Consider the following 22,239-nt stretch of genomic DNA (forward strand, 5'->3'; position numbering starts at 1 on the left):
TTTTGATATAATATTCTGTAATTCTCCTTCTTTACATCCAATCTAATAAAATGAAAAAGGAGTCCATATAGAACTCCTTTTCAGACTTATTTTTAACACTAGCTGTTAGGCTTCTCCTACTGCACCTCCGAAATTCATCGGAAACTTGGGCGAATCCTCCACCTGTTTGATGGGGCCAAATGTCTGTTCGTATTTCACTATATTATCATGAAGTGCCGCATGTAGGCGCTTGGCGTGTTCGGGAGTAATCACTACTCTAGACTTCACCTTTGCCTTTGGCACGCCTGGCATCAAGCGAATAAAGTCAACAACAAACTCAGAATTCGAATGTGCAATCATTGCCAGATTAGCATATACTCCTTCGGCAATTTCTTCAGACAATTCAATATTAATCTGATTCCCTTGTACTTTCTTTTCCTGTTTATTCTCGTCCTTATTCATTCTCCTGATATTCTTTAGATTTATTCGCAAACTCCTCTTTAGAAGACTTTAGCATATCATATTCCTCTTGCGACCCTACGATCAGCTTTTGGAATTGACGCTGACCAGTACCTGCAGGAATCAAATGACCTACGATCACATTCTCCTTAAGTCCTTGTAAGCTATCTCTCTTTCCTCTAATAGAAGCCTCACTCAACACTTTAGTCGTTTCTTGGAAGGAAGCTGCAGAAATAAAGCTTTCAGTTCCCAAAGAGGCCTGTGTAATCCCTTGAAGTGTCGGTTTAGAAACGGCTGGCTCAGCATTTCTTACCGTTGCAATCTTCATATCTCTTCTCTTCAAGCTAGAGTTCTCATCTCTCAACTGTCTAGAAGTAATAATCTGACCTGGTTTCAAGTTACCCGAATCACCTGCATCAGAGACTACTTTCAAGTCAAGAACAGAATCATTCTCTTCCATGAACTTGATTTTATCTACCAACTGGTTTGGCAGGAAGCTAGTATCACCAGCATCTAGAATCACAACCTTCTGCATCATCTGACGCACGATCGTCTCGATGTGCTTATCATTGATCTTCACACCTTGCAGACGGTATACTTCTTGAATCTCATTCACTAAATATTCTTGAACAGCAGTAGGGCCTTTGATCGCTAATATATCAGCAGGAGTAGTTGCGCCGTCAGATAGGGCATAACCCGCTCTTACAAAATCATTATCCTGAACCAAAATATGTTTAGATAGTGACACAAGGTATCTCTTCTTTACACCATCTTTTGACTCAATAAAGATCTCTCTATTACCGCGCTTGATTCCTCCATAAGTAACCACCCCGTCGATCTCTGACACAACTGCTGGGTTAGATGGATTTCTAGCCTCAAACAATTCTGTTACCCTTGGTAGACCCCCTGTAATATCTCTGGATTTACCCATTGATCTAGGAATCTTCGCTAGGATTTGACCTCCATGTATCTCATCTCCAATATCTACTGACAAGTGAGCTCCCACCGGGATGTTATATGATTTCTCATCATCACCACTGATTACTACGATCGCAGGGTTCTTAGTTTTATCTTTTGTATCGATAATTACTTTCTCTCTGTGACCAGTCTGCTCATCAGACTCTTCTTTGTATGTTATCCCCTCTTCGATCGCCTCGAACTCAATCTTACCATCGAATTCAGAAAGAATAACTGCATTGTATGGATCCCAGCTACATAGCTGATCTCCTTTTTTAACTTTTTTCTTATTCTTAACATTCAAAAATGCTCCATAAGGAACGTGATTGCTAATCAAAGTTTTTCCAGTTTCTGGATCATTGATTTTGATCTCACCCGCTCTAGCCATTACTACTACAGCTTCTTTACCATCTGCATTAGTAGTTTTCAAAGACCTGAGTTCTTCGAACTCAATCACACCATCAAACTTCGCTGGAATAGTCGCCTCTACCGCAATGTTAGATGCTGTACCCCCAACGTGGAATGTCCTCAATGTCAACTGTGTACCAGGCTCTCCGATAGACTGTGCGGCAATTACCCCAACAGCATCACCTTTGTGAGCCATCTGACCACTTGCAAGGTTTCTACCATAACACTTCGTACATACCCCTTTCTTAGACTCACATGTCAAGACCGATCTAATCTCTACTTCTTCGACTGCTGATTCATCAACTTTCGAAGCGATTTCCTCAGAAATTTCTATTCCAGCAGGAATCAACAACTGCTCAGTGATTGGATCATAAACATCATGTACAGATACTCGTCCTAAGATTCTCTCTGATAATGGTTCAACGATATCCTCGTTATCCTTCAGAGCAGAAACTTGTAGACCTCTCAGCGTACCACAATCCTCTTCATTGACGACTACATCCTGCGCTACATCAACCAAACGTCTCGTTAGGTATCCCGCATCTGCAGTTTTCAATGCTGTATCCGCAAGACCTTTACGTGCACCGTGAGTAGAAATAAAGTACTCGATTACATCTAGCCCTTCTTTAAAGTTAGATAGAATTGGGTTTTCAATGATCTCTCCCACAGAACCCTGAAGGTTCTTTTGTGGCTTAGCCATCAACCCTCTCATCCCTCCTAGCTGACGAATTTGCTCTCTAGAACCCCTTGCTCCTGAGTGCATCATCATATAGATCGAGTTAAATCCTTGATCTTCTTCTTCCAGCTGCGTCATCAAAGTTCCCGTCAACATAGAGTTGATACGAGTCCAGATGTCAATCACCTGATTATATCTTTCGTTATCAGTAATTAGACCCATTTGATAATTGGCCCACACTGCATCGACTTCTTCTTTAGCTTGCGCTACTAGACTATCCTTCTCATCCGGGATATTGATATCTCCTAGTCCCATCGACAATCCGCCTTTGTAAGCAGACTGGAATCCAAGGTGCTTGATATCATCCAAGAACTGTGCAGTTCTCGCCATACCAGTGATCTTGAATACATGAGAAATAATCTTCTGTAGCTTCTTCTTAGAAAGTAACTCATCTACGAAACCTACCTCTTCTGGTACGAACTGGTTGAACAAAACTCTACCCGCTACTGTCTCGATGATTTTTCTTTCCAAAGTACCATCTTCATTTCTCACCATGGTTCTCACCTTGATGTAAGCATGCTTAGATAGTCTTTCTTCGTTGATCGCTATAATCACCTCTTCTGCACTGTAGAAAGTCATTCCTTCTCCTTGTACACTTTGCTCTTTAGTCGTTCTACGGCCTTTGGTCACATAGTACAATCCTAAAACCATGTCTTGAGAAGGAACCGTAATCGGCGCTCCGTTCGCAGGGTTCAAGATATTATGTGATGCCAACATCAATAGAGATGCCTCAAGAATCGCTTCATGCCCCAGTGGAACGTGAACCGCCATCTGATCACCATCAAAATCGGCGTTGAATGCTGTACAAGCAAGTGGGTGCAACTGAATAGCCTTACCTTCGATCAATTTCGGTTGAAAAGCTTGAATACCTAACCTGTGAAGCGTAGGAGCACGGTTGAGTAGGACAGGGTGTCCTTTCAACACGTTCTCTAGAATATCCCATATCACAGGATCTTTTCTATCTACGATTTTCTTGGCTGATTTTACAGTCTTAACAATACCTCTTTCAATCAACTTTCTGATTACAAAAGGTTTGAAAAGCTCGGCAGCCATCCCTTTAGGTAAACCACATTCGTGCATTTTCAATTCTGGACCTACGACAATAACCGAACGACCAGAATAATCAACACGTTTACCTAATAAGTTTTGACGGAAACGACCTTGCTTACCTTTGAGCATATCGCTCAAAGATTTCAGAGCTCTATTTCCATCAGATCTAACAGCATTGACCTTTCTAGAGTTATCAAACAATGAATCAACCGCTTCCTGAAGCATACGTTTCTCATTTCTAAGAATCACTTCTGGTGCTTTGATGTCTATCAATCGCTTCAATCTATTGTTTCTGATAATCACACGTCGGTATAGATCGTTCAAATCAGAAGTTGCGAATCTACCACCATCCAAAGGAACCAAAGGTCTCAACTCTGGAGGAATAACAGGAACCATCTTGATAATCATCCATTCTGGTCTGTTTTCGATTCTAGTTTTTGCATCTCTAAATGCCTCTACTACTTTGAGTCGCTTCAATGCCTCTGCTTTTCTCTGCTGAGAAGTATCAGTGGCTGCTTGGTGTCTCAAGTCATACGACAAAGTATCAAGTTCGATTCTTGACAAAGACATCTCTAGGGCGTCAGCACCCATTTTTGCGATAAACTTGTTCGGATCATCGTCATCGAGCAACTGGTTTTCTCTTGGAAGCTTATCCAAAATATCCAAATACTCATCTTCAGTCAAGAAGTCATGTCTACTTATACCATCTTCTTCTTTCAGTCCTGGTTGAATAACCAAGTAACGCTCGTAGTAGATGATTTGATCCAGTTTTTTGGTAGGTATCCCTAGCAAATAACCAATCTTGTTTGGAAGTGATTTGAAGTACCAAATGTGAGCAACAGGAACCACCAATTCGATGTGTCCCATTCTCTCTCTTCTAACTTTCTTTTCGGTAACTTCTACACCACAGCGATCACATATAATTCCTTTATATCTGATGCGCTTGTATTTTCCGCAATGACATTCCCAATCCTTAACTGGTCCAAAAATCCTCTCACAGAACAATCCACCCATTTCAGGTTTGTATGTTCTATAATTGATTGTTTCCGGCTGTGTAACCTCACCATGTGAGCTTTCCAGAATAGATTCGGGAGAAGCTAAACTTACCGTTACTCTCGAAAAGTCACTGCTTAGCTTTTTGCTTTTTCTGAATGCCATAATTCAATATATAAGTTAGTGACCCCAAAAAGGGGCCGAGTTATCATTAATAAATTAGTCCAAAGTGATTTCAAGAGCCAAACCTCTCAATTCGTGAACCAGTACGTTGAATGATTCAGGGATATTTGGTTTGTTCATGTTTTCACCTTTAACAATAGCCTCATAGGCTTTTGCTCTACCAATCACGTCATCAGACTTGATGGTCAATATCTCTTGTAGCACGTTAGCAGCACCGAATGCCTCTAATGCCCACACTTCCATCTCTCCAAAACGCTGACCCCCGAATTGGGCTTTACCACCTAATGGCTGCTGCGTAATGAGTGAGTACGGTCCAATAGACCTAGCGTGCATTTTATCATCTACAAGGTGACCTAGCTTCAGCATGTAAGCAATACCTACCGTGACGGGTTGATCAAAACGCTGTCCTGTCAAACCATCATATAGGTATGATCTACCGTATTCTGGCAATCCTGCTTCGGTCAATTCTGCAGCCACCTCTTCCATAGTTGCACCATCAAAGATCGGTGTAGCATACTTACGGCCTAACTTCGAACCAGCCCACGCGAGCACTGTCTCGTAGATCTGACCAATGTTCATCCTAGAAGGTACACCAAGTGGGTTCAAGCAGATATCAACAGGAGTTCCATCCTCTAGGAACGGCATATCTTCCTCTCTAACAACTCTTGCTACCACACCTTTGTTACCATGTCGACCAGCCATCTTATCACCTACTTTTAATTTACGCTTCTTAGCAACATAAACCTTAGCGAGTTTGACAATACCTGCTGGTAACTCATCCCCTACTTCTAGTGTGAATCTCTCTCTCTTAAAGATACCTCCAATATCGTTTCTCTTCTTGTTGTAATTCTTAACAAGTTGGAAAACCATACCGTTAATATTGGGATCAACTGTCCATCCATCGAGAATCAAATCTGAGATCAAGTTAACTTCTTCAGCCACGTGATAACTACTTTCATCTCTGTAGATATTTCTATCTGGGAAGAAGTTTTCTTGTATATTCTTAGCATTGAATTTCACGCCTTTAGACATGATTTCTTCGCCAAACTTATGTTTAACACCTTGACAAGTCTTACCACCCAATAGCTCCACTAACTTCTCTACGATTTGTGCACGTAAATCTTTAAGTTGCTTTGAATAACTTGCTTTTAGTATTTCTACTTCCTTTTTAGCTTTCGCTCTTAAATCTTTATCCTTTTTCGGACGCGAAAAAAGCTTGGTATCAATTACTACCCCTCTCAAAGAAGGCGACGCTTTCAATGAAGCATCTTTAACATCACCGGCCTTATCACCAAAGATTGCTCTCAAGAGTTTCTCTTCTGGAGTAGGGTCAGTTTCTCCTTTAGGCGTAATCTTACCGATCAGGATATCACCTTCTTTGATTTCAGCACCTACTCTGATGACACCATGTTCATCCAAGTTTTTCACTGCTTCCTCACTTACGTTTGGAATCTCAGAAGTTAACTCCTCCTCACCTCTTTTCGTATCTCTTACCTCTAATTCATACTCATCAATATGAATAGATGTGAAAACATCGTCTCTAACAACTTTCTCAGAAATAACAATCGCATCCTCAAAGTTGTATCCTTGCCATGGCATATATGCCACCTTTAGGTTACGTCCCAGTGCTAATTCACCATCTTCAGTCGCAAAACCTTCACACAGTGGCTGACCTGCTACTACTTTATCCCCCTTAAAGACGATAGGCTTTAAGTTAATGCAAGTGTCTTGGTTAGTTCTTCTGAACTTGATCAGATCGTAGGTCGTTACTTCGTCATTGAAAGAAATCAACTTTTGATCATCGCTCAAGTCATACTTCACCATGATCTTAGTCGCATCTACATACGAAATCGTACCAGACTGCTTAGCTAAGATGAGTGATCTTGAATCAAGTGCTACTCGTTTTTCCAAACCAGTACCTACAATCGGTGCTTGTGGCTTCAACAAAGGTACAGCTTGGCGCTGCATGTTTGATCCCATCAAAGCACGGTTCGCATCATCATGCTCCAAGAAAGGTATCATAGATGCCGCCACAGATACAATCTGATTAGGTGCTACATCCATGTATTTAAGTTCTTTGGGTTCAACAACTGGGAAGTCACCCTCGAATCTTGCTTTTACTCTGTCGTTCAGAAACTCTCCATCATCATTCAATGGTGCGTTTGCCTGCGCGATGTTGTAAGTATCTTCTTCTTCTGCGGTCAAATATTTAACATCAGAAGTCATATTTACTATTCCTTTGTCAACTTCTCTATAAGGAGTCTCGATGAATCCCATGCTATTCACTTTAGCATGAACACATAGCGAAGATATCAAACCAATGTTTGGTCCCTCAGGAGTCTCAATTGTACAAAGTCTACCGTAGTGCGTATAGTGAACATCTCGAACCTCAAAACCAGCTCTTTCTCTAGAAAGACCTCCAGGTCCTAAGGCTGACATTCTTCTTTTGTGTGTCACCTCTGCCAATGGATTGGTTTGATCCATGAACTGAGACAGCTGATTGGTCCCGAAAAATGAGTTGATAACAGAAGATAAAGTTCTAGCATTAATCAAATCGATAGGCTTGAACTCTTCGTTGTCTCTAACGTTCATTCTCTCTTTGATAGTTCTAGCCATTCTAGATAGCCCCACACCAAACTGAGAATATAATTGCTCACCAACTGTTCTTACACGTCTGTTACTCAAGTGATCAATATCATCCACTACCGCTTTGGAGTTGATCAAACCGATCAGATATTTCACAATCAAGATAATATCAACTTTAGTCAATACTCTTGACACATTAGTCTCGTCGAGTTGAAGCTTACGGTTGATTCTATATCGACCTACTTCACCCAAATCATAACGCTTATCACTAAAGAACAAGTTGTTGATGATGTCACGCGCAGTCTGCTCATCTGGAGCCTCAGTATTTCTTAATTGTCTATAGATTTGTTCTACAGCCTCTTTCTCAGAGTTAGAATTATCCTTCTGCAGTGTATTGTAGATGATAGAATAATCCGTAATATTCACATCTTTCTTATGTAGAATGATAGACTTAGACCCAGAGTCAACGATAGTATCGATATCCTCTTCGTTGATCATAGAATCACGCTCCAAGAGTACCTCGTTTCTATCTATAGACACTACCTCTCCAGTATCTTCATCCACGAAATCCTCCGTCCAAGTTCTAAGAACTCTAGCGGCCAATTTACGACCTACTACTTTAGATAAAGCTTTTTTAGTTGCGTCCACCTCCTCAGATAGACCAAATAAATCCAAAATATCCTTATCCGAACCGTAACCAATTGATCTCAACAATGTAGTTACAGGGAATTTCTTTTTTCTGTCGATATAGGCATACATGACGTTATTAACATCCGTTGCAAACTCTATCCAAGATCCTTTGAAAGGGATAATTCTTGCAGAATAAAGTTTCGTACCGTTAGTGTGTTTACTTTGGGCAAAGAACACGCCTGGAGATCTGTGTAGCTGAGACACGATCACTCTTTCAGCACCATTGACGACAAACGAACCTTTGGCAGTCATGTAAGGTATGTTACCTAGGAATACTTCCTGCTCGATGGTTTCAAAATCATCATTATCCTCATCATTACAGGATAATCTCAATTTTGCTTTCAACGGGACAGAGTATGTTAGACCTCTGTCAATTGACTCATCTACGTTGTACTTAGGAGGATCGACCAAATAATCGATAAACTCCAATACAAAGTTCTCTCTTGAATCAGATATTGGGAAGTTTTCTGAAAACACCTTAAACAACCCTTCTTGAACTCTTTTTTCTGCTGGGGTTTCCAACTGGAAAAAATCCTCAAAAGATTGTAATTGAACCTTCAAAAAATCAGGATAATCAATCACCGATTTTATAGAAGAGAAACTAATTCTTTCAGATTTATTTTTACTAGCCAAGGCCGTATAATTTTATGTGATAACAAATAAGGAAATCTTTCTACCTAAGCAGAAATAGGAAAAGACCTGATCCCGATATGAGTCGGGACCAGGTCTAAATATTTAGACGTTTTTTAAAAAAACTGTCAAATCTTATGCAAGCTCTACTTCAGCACCAGCTTCTTCTAGTTGCTTTTTCAGCCCTTCAGCTTCTTCTTTAGCAAGACCTTCTTTAACTGCTTTTGGAGCGCCATCTACTAATTCCTTAGCTTCTTTCAATCCTAAACCAGTCAATTCTTTCACCAATTTAACGATAGCCAATTTAGCTCCACCTGGTGACTTCAAGATAACGTCAAATGAGCTTTTCTCCTCTGCTCCACCAGCTTCTCCACCAGCAGCACCAGCTACCATTACAGGAGCAGCAGCAGCTGCAGGCTCGATACCATACTCATCTTTCAATATCTCAGCTAATTCATTTACTTCCTTAACAGTAAGGTTAACCAACTGTTCAGCGAATTCTTTTAAATCTGCCATTTTCTTAAATAATTAAATTTTTAATGATTTTAAACCTAAATTAACGTTCAGACAAAGTCTGTAGCAACCCAGAAAGTGTTTGTCCTCCACTCTGAAGTGAAGAGATAACATTCTTGGCTGGAGATTGTAACAATCCAATAACCTCACCAATAAGCTCGTTTTTAGACTTGAGCTTAGCAAGTGTATCTAGATGTTCCTCACCTATAAAGAGATCGTATTCGATGGAAGCCCCTTTAAGTTTTGGTCTATCTGCTTGGTCTTCTTTTTTAAACTTTTTGATAAGCTTAGCTGGAGCGCTTGCCGAATCTTGATCCGCAAACAAAACACCAGAAAAACCTTTCAAAACTTCATCATTCAATGAAGAGAGATCAGCATCGACTGTTTCCAATGCCTTTTTGATCAAGGTATTCTTGATCACTCTGTATTCTATGCCACTTTCGAAGCACTTTCTTCTAAAGTTGTTCACCTCCGCAACAGTCATTCCTGCTGCATCTGTGAAATAAAAGTATCCAGTTGACTGAAACTTTCCAGAAAGCTCTTCTATAATTTTGGCTTTTTCTTCTCTTGTCATCTTAGTTCTTTTTATATCCTACCCTAATGGCACGAAATATTTAAAGCTAATTTACAATCCAGCAATTGACCCCTTATCAATAGTGATCCCTGAACTCATCGTACTAGAAAGGCTAATTACTTTAAAGTAAGTACCTTTAGAACTTGCAGGTTTCAATTTTGACACGGTGCTAATCAATTCCAAAGCATTCTCTTTGATCTGCTCAGCAGTGAAAGACACCTTTCCTACGCTAGCGTGAATAATACCAAATTTATCTACTTTGAAGTCAATCTTACCAGACTTTACTTCTTTTACCGCTTTCGCTACATCAAGCGTAACCGTACCAGACTTAGGATTAGGCATCAAACCTCTAGGTCCAAGAACTCTACCGATACGACCTACTTTAGCCATAACTGTCGGCATAGTGATGATAACATCTACATCAGTCCAACCACCTTCGATTTTCTTGATATACTCATCCAAGCCTACGTGATCCGCACCAGCATCCTTTGCTTCCTGCTCTTTGTCAGGCGTACATAGCACCAATACTCTCACATCTTTTCCTGTACCATGAGGAAGAGCAACTACTCCTCTCACCATTTGGTCTGCCTTTCTTGGATCAACTCCTAACCTAAGGTCCACATCTACAGATGCGTCAAACTTAGTTGTAGTAATTTCCTTCACTAGCTTTGAAGCCTCTTCCATACTGTATGATAGAGTCTTGTCGTACTTTTCAGCAGCTAGTTTTTGACTTTTCGTTAATTTTGCCATTTTAATTTTAAATTAATTGGCCCAAGGGGCTTGTCCTTTTACTGTTAATCCCATACTTCTAGCTGTACCAGCTACCAACTTCATTGCAGACTCTATTGTAAATGCATTTAAATCAGGCATTTTAGTCTCTGCAATTTCTTTAACTTGATCCCAAGACACAGACCCAACTTTATCTCTGTTAGGCTCAGAAGAACCCTTCTTTAGTTTGGATGCATTCAGCAACAATACTGCTGCTGGAGGCGTCTTGATCACAAAGTCAAAAGACTTGTCAGTGTAGATAGTAATCAGTACAGGAAGAACCTGACCTGCTTTCTCTTGGGTTCTAGCATTGAACTGCTTACAGAAGTCCATGATATTTAGACCCTTACTACCAAGTGCAGGCCCTACAGGAGGAGAAGGATTGGCAGCACCACCCTTAATCTGTAATTTTAAGTAACCACTAATTTCCTTAGCCATTTCTACTCTGTTTTTTCTACTTGAATATAATTAAGCTCTACAGGCGTATTACGTCCAAAAATCTTAACCATAACATTAAGTTTTTTACGTTCTTCGAAGACTTCTTCGACATTACCTGTAAATCCACTAAATGGACCATCCATAACTTTGATTGCCTCACCTACGATAAACGGAGTATCGAGCTGTTCTTCTTGCTCTTCCGCCTCGTCAACTTTACCCAAAATTCGATTTACCTCATTTTGACGCAACGCAACTGGTGTTTTAGAAGGTCCCCCATCATTTGCACCTAAAAAACCTATAACACCAGGGATGTTCGTGATAGTATGTTGTACTTCACCGTGATTGATGTCTGCAGAAATAAGAATATATCCGGGAAAGAAGTTTCTCTCGCGGACTCTCTTTTTTCCATTTCTCATTTCGTACACCTTTTCTGCAGGTATCATGACTTGAGGAATGAAATCTTCTAGACCCATTCTGGTAATTTCAGTTTCGAGATAAGATTTAACTTTCTTCTCCTGCCCACTGACAGCACGAACTACGTACCATTTCAGATCACTCATTGTATCTAGGGTTTAGGCTTTATAAATTATGATAGTACCAGTCCAATAGATTCTCAAAGCTGATATCTATCAAACCAATGAACAACGCAAAGATCAGGGAAGCGACGAGAACTAAAACTGAACTACTCTGTAATTCTGAATATTTGGACCATGTAACTTTGTGGACCATCTCATCATAAGATTCTTTAAAAAAATTTATCAGTTTAGTCATAGTACAAACCTTTGCTATTAAACATTGCACGGGTGGAGAGACTCGAACTCCCAACCAATGGTTTTGGAGACCACTACTCTGCCAATTGAGCTACACCCGTGTATAACAATCCCTTCAAAAAGGACTGCAAAATTAGTATATATAAATCATATAAACAAATGCGCTTCATTATTATTAATGAAGCGCATTGTTATATTCTTGATAAGACCTTAGACCTTAGTCTAAGATTTCAGTTACTTGTCCTGAACCAACAGTTCTACCGCCTTCTCTGATCGCAAATCTCAATCCTTTTTCAAGGGCGATTTTATTAATCAAAGTAACTTCGATAGTTACGTTATCACCAGGCATAACCATTTCTACTCCTTCAGGAAGCATGATCTCACCAGTTACGTCAGTTGTTCTTACGTAGAACTGTGGACGGTATCTGTTGAAGAATGGAGTGTGACGTCCACCTTCTTCTTTAGAAAGCACGTAAACTTCAGCTTTGAATTTAGCATGAGGATTAACTGATCCAGGCTTACAGATAATCATACCTCTTTTCACCTGATCTCTTTCAACACCTCTTAAGAGTAGACCAACGTTATCACCAGCTTCGCCTCTATCCAAAATCTTTCTGAACATCTCAACACCAGTAATTGTAGATTTCATGTTCTCTGCACCCATACCAATGATGTCAACAGCATCACCAGTGTTAGTCACACCTCTTTCGATTCTACCAGTTGCAACAGTACCTCTACCAGTAATAGAGAATATATCTTCAACAGGCATCAAGAAATCCTTATCTACAGCTCTTTCTGGCAATGGAATATACTCATCCACAGCAGTCATTAGCTCTTCTACTTTAGCAACCCACTCAGGCTCACCGTTCAATGCGCCAAGCGCAGAACCAGCGATTACAGGAATATCGTCACCTGGGAAGTCGTATTCAGAAAGCAACTCTCTTACTTCCATTTCAACTAGCTCAAGTAATTCAGGGTCATCGACCAAATCCACTTTGTTCATGAATACAACCAAAGCAGGAACACCTACCTGACGAGAAAGCAAGATATGCTCTCTAGTTTGAGGCATTGGCCCATCAGTAGCAGCAACCACGATGATAGCACCGTCCATTTGAGCAGCACCAGTAATCATGTTCTTTACATAATCGGCGTGACCTGGACAATCTACGTGAGCGTAGTGTCTAGATTCTGTTTGATATTCAATGTGAGAAGTATTGATTGTAATACCTCTTTCTTTTTCTTCTGGTGCGTTATCAATCGAACCAAAATCTTTTACGTCTGCAAGACCTTTGTTTGCTAATACTGAAGAGATAGCAGCTGTCAAAGTAGTCTTACCGTGATCCACGTGACCAATAGTACCAATATTCACGTGAGGTTTCGAACGGTCAAAGGTTTCTTTAGCCATGTCTGAAAATTCCTATTTTAGTTAAAACTTATTTAAATATAAAAATGCTACACTACATATATAGCAACACATAATTCTCGCCAATAGCTTCTTTAACAAAGAAAGAAGACTCAGGAAATAAAAAGATGACTGGATAAAGAGAATAATTATCGAATGATAAATATTGCTTGGCCACTCATTTCAATTTACTGGGTAATTTTAGCTCAACCATAAAAAGCTCAAAATTTGAGCCAATGACGGGATTTGAACCCGTGACCTCTTCCTTACCAAGGAAGCACTCTACCCCTGAGCTACATCGGCTAATCAATAATAAGAGCGGGAGACGAGGCTCGAACCCGCGACCTACAGCTTGGAAGGCTGTCGCTCTACCAACTGAGCTACTCCCGCTTATTATAAACGCACCATGCTTGCATGGCACGGCCAATGGTGGGGGGAACAGGATTCGAACCTGTGAAGACATAAGTCAACGGAGTTACAGTCCGTCCCAGTTGGCCGCTTTGGTATCCCCCCTTGGTCATTAAATTTAAGAACCTTCCCTAAACCGAGGGAAGAAAATCACTCTCTCGTTTTTTAGGAAGTGCAAAATTATATGCTTTTGATTCTTATTCAAATTTTTGGAAATTTATTTTCAGAACATTCGAATATTTTTCCAAAACCCTATCCTAAATCGATTTCAACTGTCTCTGTCAAACGATCGAGCTGACAAAAACTAAAGCTAGCAATCCCTACGGACTTACTTAGAAACTGATTTTCAACAGGACTGCAAAGCTAATGTTTATATCTATGAATACAATCGTTTTATGGGATGGAATCATATAAAAAATCCTACTCCCCCTCTCCTTACACATTATAGAGTTGACAATCAATTTTTTAATGATTTGAATAACGCTTTGCTATGTTCCAGAATCGTCTTATATCATTAGCTGAGAATGCCTTTCTTAGATCATTAAGTTGGACTTCAACAACTCTTACTCTATTTTACTCAACAGCGGCTTTCACTAGTATTCAGTATAAACCATCCTGTATACTCCATAGTACTGAACTATTTCCATCATAAAAAACAAAGCATGCCTGATTTCCCACTTGGACTTGATGCTCTTAAAGCAATCGCCGAATACCGAACCGAGTTCTGGACCTTGATCTTACATACCTTCACTCTTATAGGGGATAAAGAAGGCTATATTTTAATCATTGTGGGGATTTACATGATGTACGACAAAAAACTAGCCTTACGACTAGCTGTAATTGTACTTTCTACAACAATAATCAATCAAATACTCAAAATGATTATTGCTAACCCCAGACCCTTTGTCCTAGAAGGTACCTACTTAAAACACTGGGAAGTATCGCACAGTTACGCCGAGGTTACTGCCATGGAATTTTCCACTCCATCTGGGCATGCAATGGCTTCTGTGCCATTTTTTGGATATTTACACCATACGTATCATAACCTACATTTCAGGATCATAGCACTAGCTTTCATTTTATTAATTGGCTTTTCCAGACCATATCTGGGCGTGCATTACCTAGAAGACATTATACTAGGCTGGGGCTTTGGAGGGCTCATCTTGGCAATCGTTTTGAAGTATGAAGAGGAGGTGTGCCAGCACTGGAATAAACTTAGCCTATTTCAAATATCGCTAACCTCCATAGGAGTCAGTCTGCTTTTTTGGCTGACGACCTTACTTATTAAAGACGCAAACATTACAAACCTACCGACGGCATTCACAGGGAGTTTGGGGTTCATTTTTGGAATCTTGATTGGTGCCAGGCTAGAAAAAACAACACTGGGTTTTGATCCCAAGAGTAAATCAATCGTCATAAAACTCATTCGGACGTTGTTGACAATGGCTCTCATCGTTGCTCCTATCGTTTTGCTAAAAAAACTACCCTTTATTGATTGGACAGATAATTCTTATACCAATCATCTCCTTCAGTACATTCGCTATACTATATCAGCGCTGTCAGGTATCTACATTGCACCATGGCTCTCTATCAAACTAAAACTACTATCCTAGTAAACAACCTGCGTACGGAAGAGCAAAACCTAAGCTTATCTAACAAACCAGAAGCTGTTTATCATTCAAAATGATTAATAGCTCACTTATTAGTATGACTATCATTTGATGAAACGCTGTATAGTCTACACTAAAAAATTACCCCGAATCAGCCAAAGCCAACCCGGGGTAAATACATAACCTAACGCTATAGGTTAAAATCTTACGTTTAGCCATTTAGCTATCCACATTTACTCCTAAATTACCAGAGTAAGTGTTATTGGTATCAGAAAAAGCGCCTCCTGACTGCACGCGAACCCCCGCATCACCGCTCTTGCTAAAGGTGCAATTATTCGCCGAGAACTGAGCTGAAGACCCGCCTACTTCTACGTTTGCCTTTCTGTTCGCTCCATCGAACCCTTCCTCTCCACCATTAGACACAGTAGTGTAGACAAAAGAATTATCAGGCATATTGGACAAAAAACGCAAGCCTTTCCAATATCCGGTCACATCCTGCTCTCCTCGGAATACAATAGGGTTGACACTCGTTCCATTGGCCTTCATGGAGCCACCTGTTTGGATTCGAAATCCACCATTAGGCTGACCGATAAACTCCGCCCCCGCCAGTATCGTAACATTAGAGTATATATCCTCAACATTAGGTGCTAATCGATAGGGCACGTTTAAAGCCTCCCACGTCCAAGTCTGTGTGCTCTCTTTGTTGCCCCAGTAAGAATCTATATAGTCGTGCGTATTACCAGAGTAATCCGATGCTGCGTCAAAATAATGATAGTGATTGTATCTCGTCATGACAGGAGCATCATTATCAGTTAGTACATTGTTAGCGAAATCATCGAGTGTACTCTCCAAATCTCGGGTATAGAGTCCATAGCCAGCGCTCTTGGTCGACAGAGCATTTGTCATCTTGAGACGCCCTGCATCATCTACCATGATATTGGCTTTGAGATTAGCCCCATCGAAACCTTTTTGTCCGCCGTTATATATCTCCACGTACGTCAGTTCATTGGCTATAGTATTAGAATGAAATGATAGGCCTATCCATTTACCTTTTACGTCCTGCTCACCACGGAATACAATCTTGGAATTAGCAGTTCCCACTGCATTCAGAGAACCTCCATCCATGATTTGCAAACCACTGTTTTCCTGACCAATAAATTCTGCACCTTCTTCAATCACAACATCGGATTGAATTCCTGCAATATTGGCTGGCAATCTATAAGGTACATTTAACGCTGCCCAAGTCACATCTTCTGATGTATCGTGGCTCGTAGTTTCCGAATCGATATAATCATCAATATTCCCACTGTAATCCGACTGTCCATCGAAATAATGAAAATGAGTAAAAAGAACTGTTGCCGGCACTTCGTTTTGTGTGATGGTATTGCTAGTAAAGTCAACTAATGTAGAAGTCAAACTTCTCAAGGCAACACCTGCCCCCCCACCTTCTGACAAGGTACAATGTGCCATTTTCAATCGACCTGCATCTTTGAGCGTGACATTAGCTTTCACATTCGCTCCGTCAAAGCCACTACTCCCTCCATAGCGAACTTCCACATATTCTAGTGTGTTAGCCGGATTATTGGACAGGATATTGATACCCATCCAGTAGCCTTTCACTTCATCTTTTCCTGTGAAAGTGATAGGTTCCGTACCACTACCTACGGCAATAATACTTCCTCCAGTAGTCACTTCGAGTCCTTGATCTTCGGCAAAAATAATTTTGACCTCTGGGTCAATTGTCAGTACAGCTTGTACACTGACCATGGACGAGGCGATATAATCTGGCAGATCTGGATCTTCAAATCGATTGACCAGCGTGCGGTCTGTACTGATCGTACCGCCTATCTCCTCAGGCACATCTCCCGTCTCCACAGTCAGTGTCATCTCGTCATTCTCCGTATCTCCATTAGCATTTTCTCCCGTAAGCTGTAGCACATAAGTACCTGCCTCGGTAGGTGTAAAAGTAGAGTTAGGATCAGTAGGGTCATCTACTAGCGCAAAACCAACCGATGACGGGACTGTCGTAAATTCCCAAAAATAAAGTAAGTCTGCAGTTCCGCTCCCAGCTAGAGTGACTTCATCACCTAACTCTACTGTCTGATCAGGCCCAGCATCTACAGTGAGTGTACCTCCGTTTGGGTCTCCCCCATCATCCTCTCCACAAGAAATAAAACAGGTTATTAGTACAAGCAACAGCATGTTGCGCATGAGTTTATGAAAATTCGAATAAGATGGCATAATATTATTTTTTATTTGATTAATCCAATTTGTTTCTTTTGGCTAATTTAGGGTTGAAACAAGGGGAAAATCAATCAGGAATTACCCTGAAACCCACTCAGGAAATCCCTAAAATGGCTTCAAAAACACCATGACAATCAAACTTTTAATCATTACCGTCCTGAGTACGACACTGAGCATCAGTGATCAAAGAACGACTCAGGACAGCATTCGAGCGGTACTAGACAGTCAGTCTGCCCACGAGAGATTGGCTACTTTGGTAGATTTATGTAACCATGGTATATCAGACCGAGAAGGTGCGCAGCGCACGCTCAATTATTCTAGAGAAGGAAAACAATTGGCACGTAAACTCGGTCAAACGAAAGATCTATATTGGATACAAATAGAAGAGGCTAGCGCAATCGGACTGATCCACAGCCGTCAGCAAAGCATCGATAGCCTCAATCAAATCATCCCGAAAATCCGAAAGGTTAGAGACAACCGGTTACTCATCCATGCCCTGATCATTACTGGAGTCCAAATGACCAAACTGGATCAAATGACATCTGCTCGTGAACCTTTACTAGAAGCAGTAGCACTCGCGGTATCAGTCCACGACTCCTCTAGTTTGGCTAAAGCCTACAACAACCTCGGCAATGTCTCTAACCACCTGGGACTTAATCAAGAAGCCATAGATTTTTACCTAAACGCCTTGACCATTAAAGAGGCCATGGGCACAAAAAACCTATCCACCACCTATAACAACGTGGCACAGATATTTAAAAATATGGGCAATTATGAAGAAGCCATCCGATTCAATCAAAAAGCCATGCTACAACAGCAAGCATCGGGCAACACTTTTGGGCTAAGCATCAGCCATCTTAATCTAGGCAACATTTTTTCTAAGCAAAAGAAGTACGACAGTGCGCTATTTCATAACGAACGAGCCTTATCACTGAGCCAATCCATCGCCGACACTGTAGGTTTTGCTTTTGCCTACTATAATCTTGCGTCTGTCTACTTCTCCCTCGACGACTACCCACGCAGTCTTGACTACTACGAAAAAGCCTTACCGATTTTTTCAGCATCGGGCATGCGGACCAATGTCGCACAATCTCAAGTAAGCATTTCTATCAATTCTCGATTGATGGGAGACTTTGACAAAGCAAAAACGACATTAGATCAAGCCAATACGATTGCTGCTGAGCTTAACTCATTTGTACTCAAAAAAAGTATTGCAGAAAGCTACTACGAGTTATACAAAGCCACAGGAGACTACCGCCAAGCACTCAACTATCACGAAGAGTTCAAAGCCAATGCCGATAGTATCCTCAATGCCACGCAAGTCCAAGAAATCAGCAGTCTGCAAAAAAATTACGAAATCGCCAATCGCGACAATCGCATCGCTGTTCTAGACAAAGAGAATGAAATCACGGCTCTAAATCTAGCAAGACAAAACACCTTTAGAAACGGGCTATTGGCTGCTCTGGCATTATTTAGCCATCTTAGCACTCGTACTATGGAGTCGCTATCGCTTCAAAAAACAAGCGGAACAAAAGCTCGCAACTCAAAACGAAGAACTAGAAAAACTCAATGCTGCCAAAAATAAATTTTTCGCCATTATCGCACACGATTTGCGAAACCCTCTTTCGGCTTTCAAGATGCTCACAACCGGTCTCCGTGAAAATGCAGAACATTATTCTACTGCAGAGCTGCACGAACAATTAGACTATCTCGGCGAGTCAACACAGCAACTATCCGAGCTCCTACAAAACCTACTACAGTGGGCTCTCTCTCAAACTAAGTCTCTTGCGATAAATACGCAAACACTAGACCTGAGCGAGCTACTCAAACGAAATATCCAACTCATACAGTCCGCGGTACAAAACAAAAACATACAAGTAAACATGAGTACGGATACTCAACTCTATGCTCATGCGGATCTCGCTACCATTGACTTGGTGTTTAGAAATCTCTTAGCCAATGCCGTCAAGTTCACCCACCCTGACGGGGCTATCCACATATATGGCTCGTATGATGAACAGTTCGTCAAGGTCAGTATTCATGACACTGGTATTGGTATGAGTACGCACGAACAAAAGATGCTCTTTGACATCACCAAAGATCCCTCCAAAATTGGTCACTCACCCAATAAAGGCAGTGGGTTGGGCCTCATCCTATGTCATGAGTTTATCAAAAAAAATCAAGGAATGATCCACGTCGATAGCGCACCTGACAAAGGAAGTGTCTTCACTATATCTTTGCCTAAATCAAATCAAGCAGCCTAATGAATAAAATCAATTTGGTATTTGTCGATGATCACAAAATCATGCTACAGGGACTCATCTCCCTATTACAGCATGAGGCGAAGTTGCACATTGCAGGTGCATTTCGATCTGCTAACGAATATATCAATAGCGGACTATTGGGTCAGACAGATGTTCTGCTGCTCGACATGAATCTACCGGGAGAATCAGGACTTGAGTTCACCAAAAGGCTTCAGACCTCCAGTCCACAACTCGGTATTATAATATTAACCGCCCTAAATGACTCGTCTCTCATCGAAGCGTGTGTCAAAGCAGGTTCTCGTGGTTTCCTGACCAAAGATGCTAGCAAAGAAGAAATCGTGGAAGCCATACAGCGTGTACATCAAGGAGAACATTATTTTGGACAGAGTATTTCTCACATCGCTTTTGAAGGGTTCGCTAATAGTGTACAGCAAGATCAAACACACAAACAACTCCTCAGCCCACGAGAGATCGAAGTACTCCAACTCCTAGCAGAGGGGAAGCTCCAAAAACAAATAGCAGCTGCCCTATCCCTGAGTATCAAAACCGTAGAATCTCACAAAGCCAATATCCAAAAGAAGCTAAAAGTCAACTCCACCGCAGACCTTATCAAGTATGCCATCAGAGAAGGGTTTGTACTGCTATAAACGCTGCTCTTTTGGATCAGTCGGTATTTCTGGCGAGAGATCGAGGGTTACTTCGTGATTTAAGATTCATTGTTCGAAATTCATTATTGTTTTTCGTGAATAACCATCTCTTATAAGTCCTTGAGGTTAATTTGAATGATTGGAATAAAAAATATCGAACCTGTCTACCGAATTCCCCCCAACTTTACCGACTGCCCCCTTCTTTTCCCTAATAACTCTCTTTTTATAAAAAAAAGGACTGTTCGTGATGAACAGTCCTTTTAGTACAATTAAAGAATTCTTGTCTGTTTCTGAAGAAACTAGTATCCAGGGTTTTGAGTCAAACCATCAAGCAATGTTACGTCTACATCAAATTTAGGCCACAAGTAATCTCTGGCAGGATCGAAATTTCTTGTTTCCAAAGCCGGTGCAGCTCCTAAGAATACATCTCCTTTCTTTCTTCTGATGATGTCATACCATCTGACCCCTTCGAATGCCAATTCCAATCTACGCTCTTCGAGAACATCATCAATCGTAACAGTCCCAGTAATATCCGCAGGTACTGGGCTCGGTGGATACTTAGCATCACCTGCACCAGCAGCGTTTCTTGCACGTGCTCTTACTCTATTGATATAGCTAACTGCTGCTGCGTTGTTACCTAACTCTACTGAAGCCTCAGCTGCGATCAAAAGTACCTCTGCATATCTCATCATGATATGCTTGGCATTCGAATCTCTCAAACTTGGACCTGTCTCTATTCCGTTTATTGTGTTAGACTCACCTACCGCTCTAAAGTACTTAGCAATCGCTGGTCTAGCTACATTCTGAGGAATCCCCCCCCAATTAGTGAAGTAATAATCAGGGTTACCTTCGAAAGTAATCGCTGTATCCAAACTTACGGCTTTACGATAATCCTTGCCATTCCAACTGGTGTAAACTTCTAACTCAGGAACAATCGCACTCCAACCAAAAGCGGCGGCATTAACTGCTGTGAATCTTTCGTCACCTCTAGGGCCAGTTACAGAAGCAATTTGATCCGTACCTGCATTCGACCCTCCTAAATCACCAGGAGTCTTTTCATAAGAATCATTGGCAATCATCACCACCTTGAACAATACTTCAGTAGAAGTATGGTTTGGATCAAAAATATCGTAATAGTCTGTTTCCAAAGCCACACCATATTTGCCTTCATTGTTGATGACTTCTTCTGCATGATCCAAAGCATCTTGCCAATCAGAAGTCTCTGCGGCCGTAGACGTAGCACGAGTCATGTGGACAGAAGCCAGCATACCATGAGCAGCCGCTTTGCCTGGGTACGATCCATCGACAGGAATATCTACTAACCATTCCGCAGCATACTCAAGGTCAGCGATGATCCCTTCATACGAATCTGCGATAGAGGTTTGTTGAATAGCCAACGGATCATCAATTGGCTGACCATCCATATAAATGATCTCCCCAAACAATCTCATGTACACATAGTGCACATAGGCTCTCAAAAAGTAAGCCTGAGCTACTACAGCATTTACATCTGCCTCATCTCCCGACACTACATCTTGCGCATTGATCACTGTATTCGCAGCTGCCAAAATTTTGTAACCAATAGGCCAGAAAACATTAACCAACCCATTGTCTACTCCCATCTGCATTAGGTCACAAGTCTGTCTACGTGCTGAAGTACTCGGATCACCGATTCCACACATATCACCTCTGACAAGCAAGGCCAATGATAATTTTCTTCCATAAAACTCCTCTCTAGTCAATAAGGAGTATCCACCGTTCACTGCAGCCTGCAATTCTTCAGGGGTAGTAAATAAGCCCTCAGGAGCCAATACACTCTTTGGACTCTCATCCAAAGTCTCGCATGACATGGAAAACACCATGACCAAGGCGAACATTGCTGAGATTATATATGATTTTTTCATGATTTTCTTAGAATTAATATTTGACA

At 41.1% G+C, this 22,239-nt stretch carries 16 protein-coding genes and 4 tRNA genes; 4 read left to right on the top strand and 16 right to left on the bottom strand.

The features are described 5' to 3' along the window. Positions 1–105: 105 nt before the first annotated feature. From BUB99_RS12490 to BUB99_RS12555, 14 genes are all read right to left on the bottom strand, one after another. Positions 106–441, bottom strand: coding sequence for a DUF3467 domain-containing protein (locus BUB99_RS12490; RefSeq protein WP_073122855.1), 336 nt, complete (start codon positions 439–441; stop codon positions 106–108). Next, complete coding sequence (gene rpoC / locus BUB99_RS12495) at positions 434–4,747, bottom strand: DNA-directed RNA polymerase subunit beta' (protein WP_073122856.1); 4,314 nt, start codon at positions 4,745–4,747, stop codon at positions 434–436. Before rpoC ends, BUB99_RS12490 begins: the two co-directional genes overlap by 8 nt. A 54-nt stretch (positions 4,748–4,801) precedes the next feature. After that, on the bottom strand, positions 4,802–8,674 hold the full coding sequence (rpoB, locus tag BUB99_RS12500) for a DNA-directed RNA polymerase subunit beta (protein WP_073122857.1): 3,873 nt from the start codon (positions 8,672–8,674) through the stop codon (positions 4,802–4,804). Positions 8,675–8,806: 132 nt separating this feature from the next. Next, complete coding sequence (gene rplL / locus BUB99_RS12505) at positions 8,807–9,187, bottom strand: 50S ribosomal protein L7/L12 (RefSeq protein WP_073122858.1); 381 nt, start codon at positions 9,185–9,187, stop codon at positions 8,807–8,809. A 40-nt stretch (positions 9,188–9,227) separates the two neighbouring features. Continuing rightward, the gene (gene rplJ / locus BUB99_RS12510; RefSeq protein WP_073122859.1) at positions 9,228–9,758 is read right to left on the bottom strand and encodes a 50S ribosomal protein L10; all 531 of its coding nucleotides are present in this window, start codon (positions 9,756–9,758) and stop codon (positions 9,228–9,230) included. Between the two features lie 51 nt (positions 9,759–9,809). Beyond that, positions 9,810–10,508 carry a 50S ribosomal protein L1 gene (rplA, locus tag BUB99_RS12515; protein WP_073122860.1) on the bottom strand — a complete coding sequence of 233 codons (699 nt, stop codon included), beginning with the start codon at positions 10,506–10,508 and terminating at the stop codon, positions 9,810–9,812. Between the two features lie 12 nt (positions 10,509–10,520). Next, positions 10,521–10,964 (bottom strand): 50S ribosomal protein L11, encoded by a 444-nt coding sequence (gene rplK / locus BUB99_RS12520; protein WP_073122861.1) that lies wholly within the window; start codon positions 10,962–10,964, stop codon positions 10,521–10,523. A 2-nt stretch (positions 10,965–10,966) separates the two neighbouring features. Then, entirely contained in the window at positions 10,967–11,524 is a 558-nt protein-coding gene (gene nusG, locus BUB99_RS12525) for a transcription termination/antitermination protein NusG (RefSeq protein WP_073122862.1), read from the bottom strand. 19 nt (positions 11,525–11,543) lie between these two features. Beyond that, the gene (gene secE / locus BUB99_RS12530) at positions 11,544–11,735 is read right to left on the bottom strand and encodes a preprotein translocase subunit SecE (RefSeq protein WP_073122863.1); all 192 of its coding nucleotides are present in this window, start codon (positions 11,733–11,735) and stop codon (positions 11,544–11,546) included. A gap of 27 nt (positions 11,736–11,762) precedes the next feature. Then, positions 11,763–11,835: transfer RNA gene (locus tag BUB99_RS12535), tRNA-Trp, on the bottom strand. A gap of 116 nt (positions 11,836–11,951) precedes the next feature. Then, positions 11,952–13,139: an elongation factor Tu gene (gene tuf, locus BUB99_RS12540; protein WP_073122864.1), complete on the bottom strand. Its 1,188-nt coding sequence runs from the start codon at positions 13,137–13,139 to the stop codon at positions 11,952–11,954. A 228-nt stretch (positions 13,140–13,367) separates the two neighbouring features. Further along, positions 13,368–13,439: transfer RNA gene (locus BUB99_RS12545), tRNA-Thr, on the bottom strand. 14 nt (positions 13,440–13,453) lie between these two features. After that, a tRNA-Gly gene (locus tag BUB99_RS12550) sits at positions 13,454–13,526 on the bottom strand. Positions 13,527–13,563: 37 nt separating this feature from the next. Then, positions 13,564–13,649, bottom strand: a tRNA-Tyr gene (locus BUB99_RS12555). A gap of 557 nt (positions 13,650–14,206) precedes the next feature. On the opposite strand from BUB99_RS12555, the gene BUB99_RS12560 reads away from it, so the two are divergent. Beyond that, entirely contained in the window at positions 14,207–15,157 is a 951-nt protein-coding gene (locus BUB99_RS12560; RefSeq protein ID WP_073122865.1) for a phosphatase PAP2 family protein, read from the top strand. 216 nt (positions 15,158–15,373) lie between these two features. On the opposite strand, the gene BUB99_RS12565 is transcribed toward BUB99_RS12560, so the two are convergent. Continuing rightward, the gene (locus BUB99_RS12565; RefSeq protein ID WP_073122866.1) at positions 15,374–17,395 is read right to left on the bottom strand and encodes a PKD domain-containing protein; all 2,022 of its coding nucleotides are present in this window, start codon (positions 17,393–17,395) and stop codon (positions 15,374–15,376) included. Positions 17,396–17,525: 130 nt separating this feature from the next. Between BUB99_RS12565 and BUB99_RS12570 the strand changes: the two genes are divergently transcribed. From BUB99_RS12570 to BUB99_RS12580, 3 genes are read left to right on the top strand one after another with little or no spacing between them, the layout of a single operon-like run. Beyond that, complete coding sequence (locus BUB99_RS12570) at positions 17,526–18,983, top strand: tetratricopeptide repeat protein (RefSeq protein ID WP_073122867.1); 1,458 nt, start codon at positions 17,526–17,528, stop codon at positions 18,981–18,983. Positions 18,984–19,008: 25 nt separating this feature from the next. Next, positions 19,009–19,662 carry a sensor histidine kinase gene (locus BUB99_RS12575; protein WP_073122868.1) on the top strand — a complete coding sequence of 218 codons (654 nt, stop codon included), beginning with the start codon at positions 19,009–19,011 and terminating at the stop codon, positions 19,660–19,662. Continuing rightward, the gene (locus BUB99_RS12580) at positions 19,662–20,309 is read left to right on the top strand and encodes a response regulator transcription factor (protein ID WP_073122869.1); all 648 of its coding nucleotides are present in this window, start codon (positions 19,662–19,664) and stop codon (positions 20,307–20,309) included. Before BUB99_RS12575 ends, BUB99_RS12580 begins: the two co-directional genes overlap by 1 nt. 299 nt (positions 20,310–20,608) lie before the next feature. Here the strand turns inward: BUB99_RS12580 and BUB99_RS12585 are convergent, their stop codons facing one another. Then, complete coding sequence (locus tag BUB99_RS12585) at positions 20,609–22,213, bottom strand: RagB/SusD family nutrient uptake outer membrane protein (protein ID WP_073122985.1); 1,605 nt, start codon at positions 22,211–22,213, stop codon at positions 20,609–20,611. Between the last annotated feature and the right edge of the window lie 26 nt (positions 22,214–22,239).

Source organism: Reichenbachiella agariperforans, from assembly GCF_900142205.1.
In the GTDB taxonomy this organism is placed as follows: Bacteria; Bacteroidota; Bacteroidia; order Cytophagales; family Cyclobacteriaceae; genus Reichenbachiella; species Reichenbachiella agariperforans.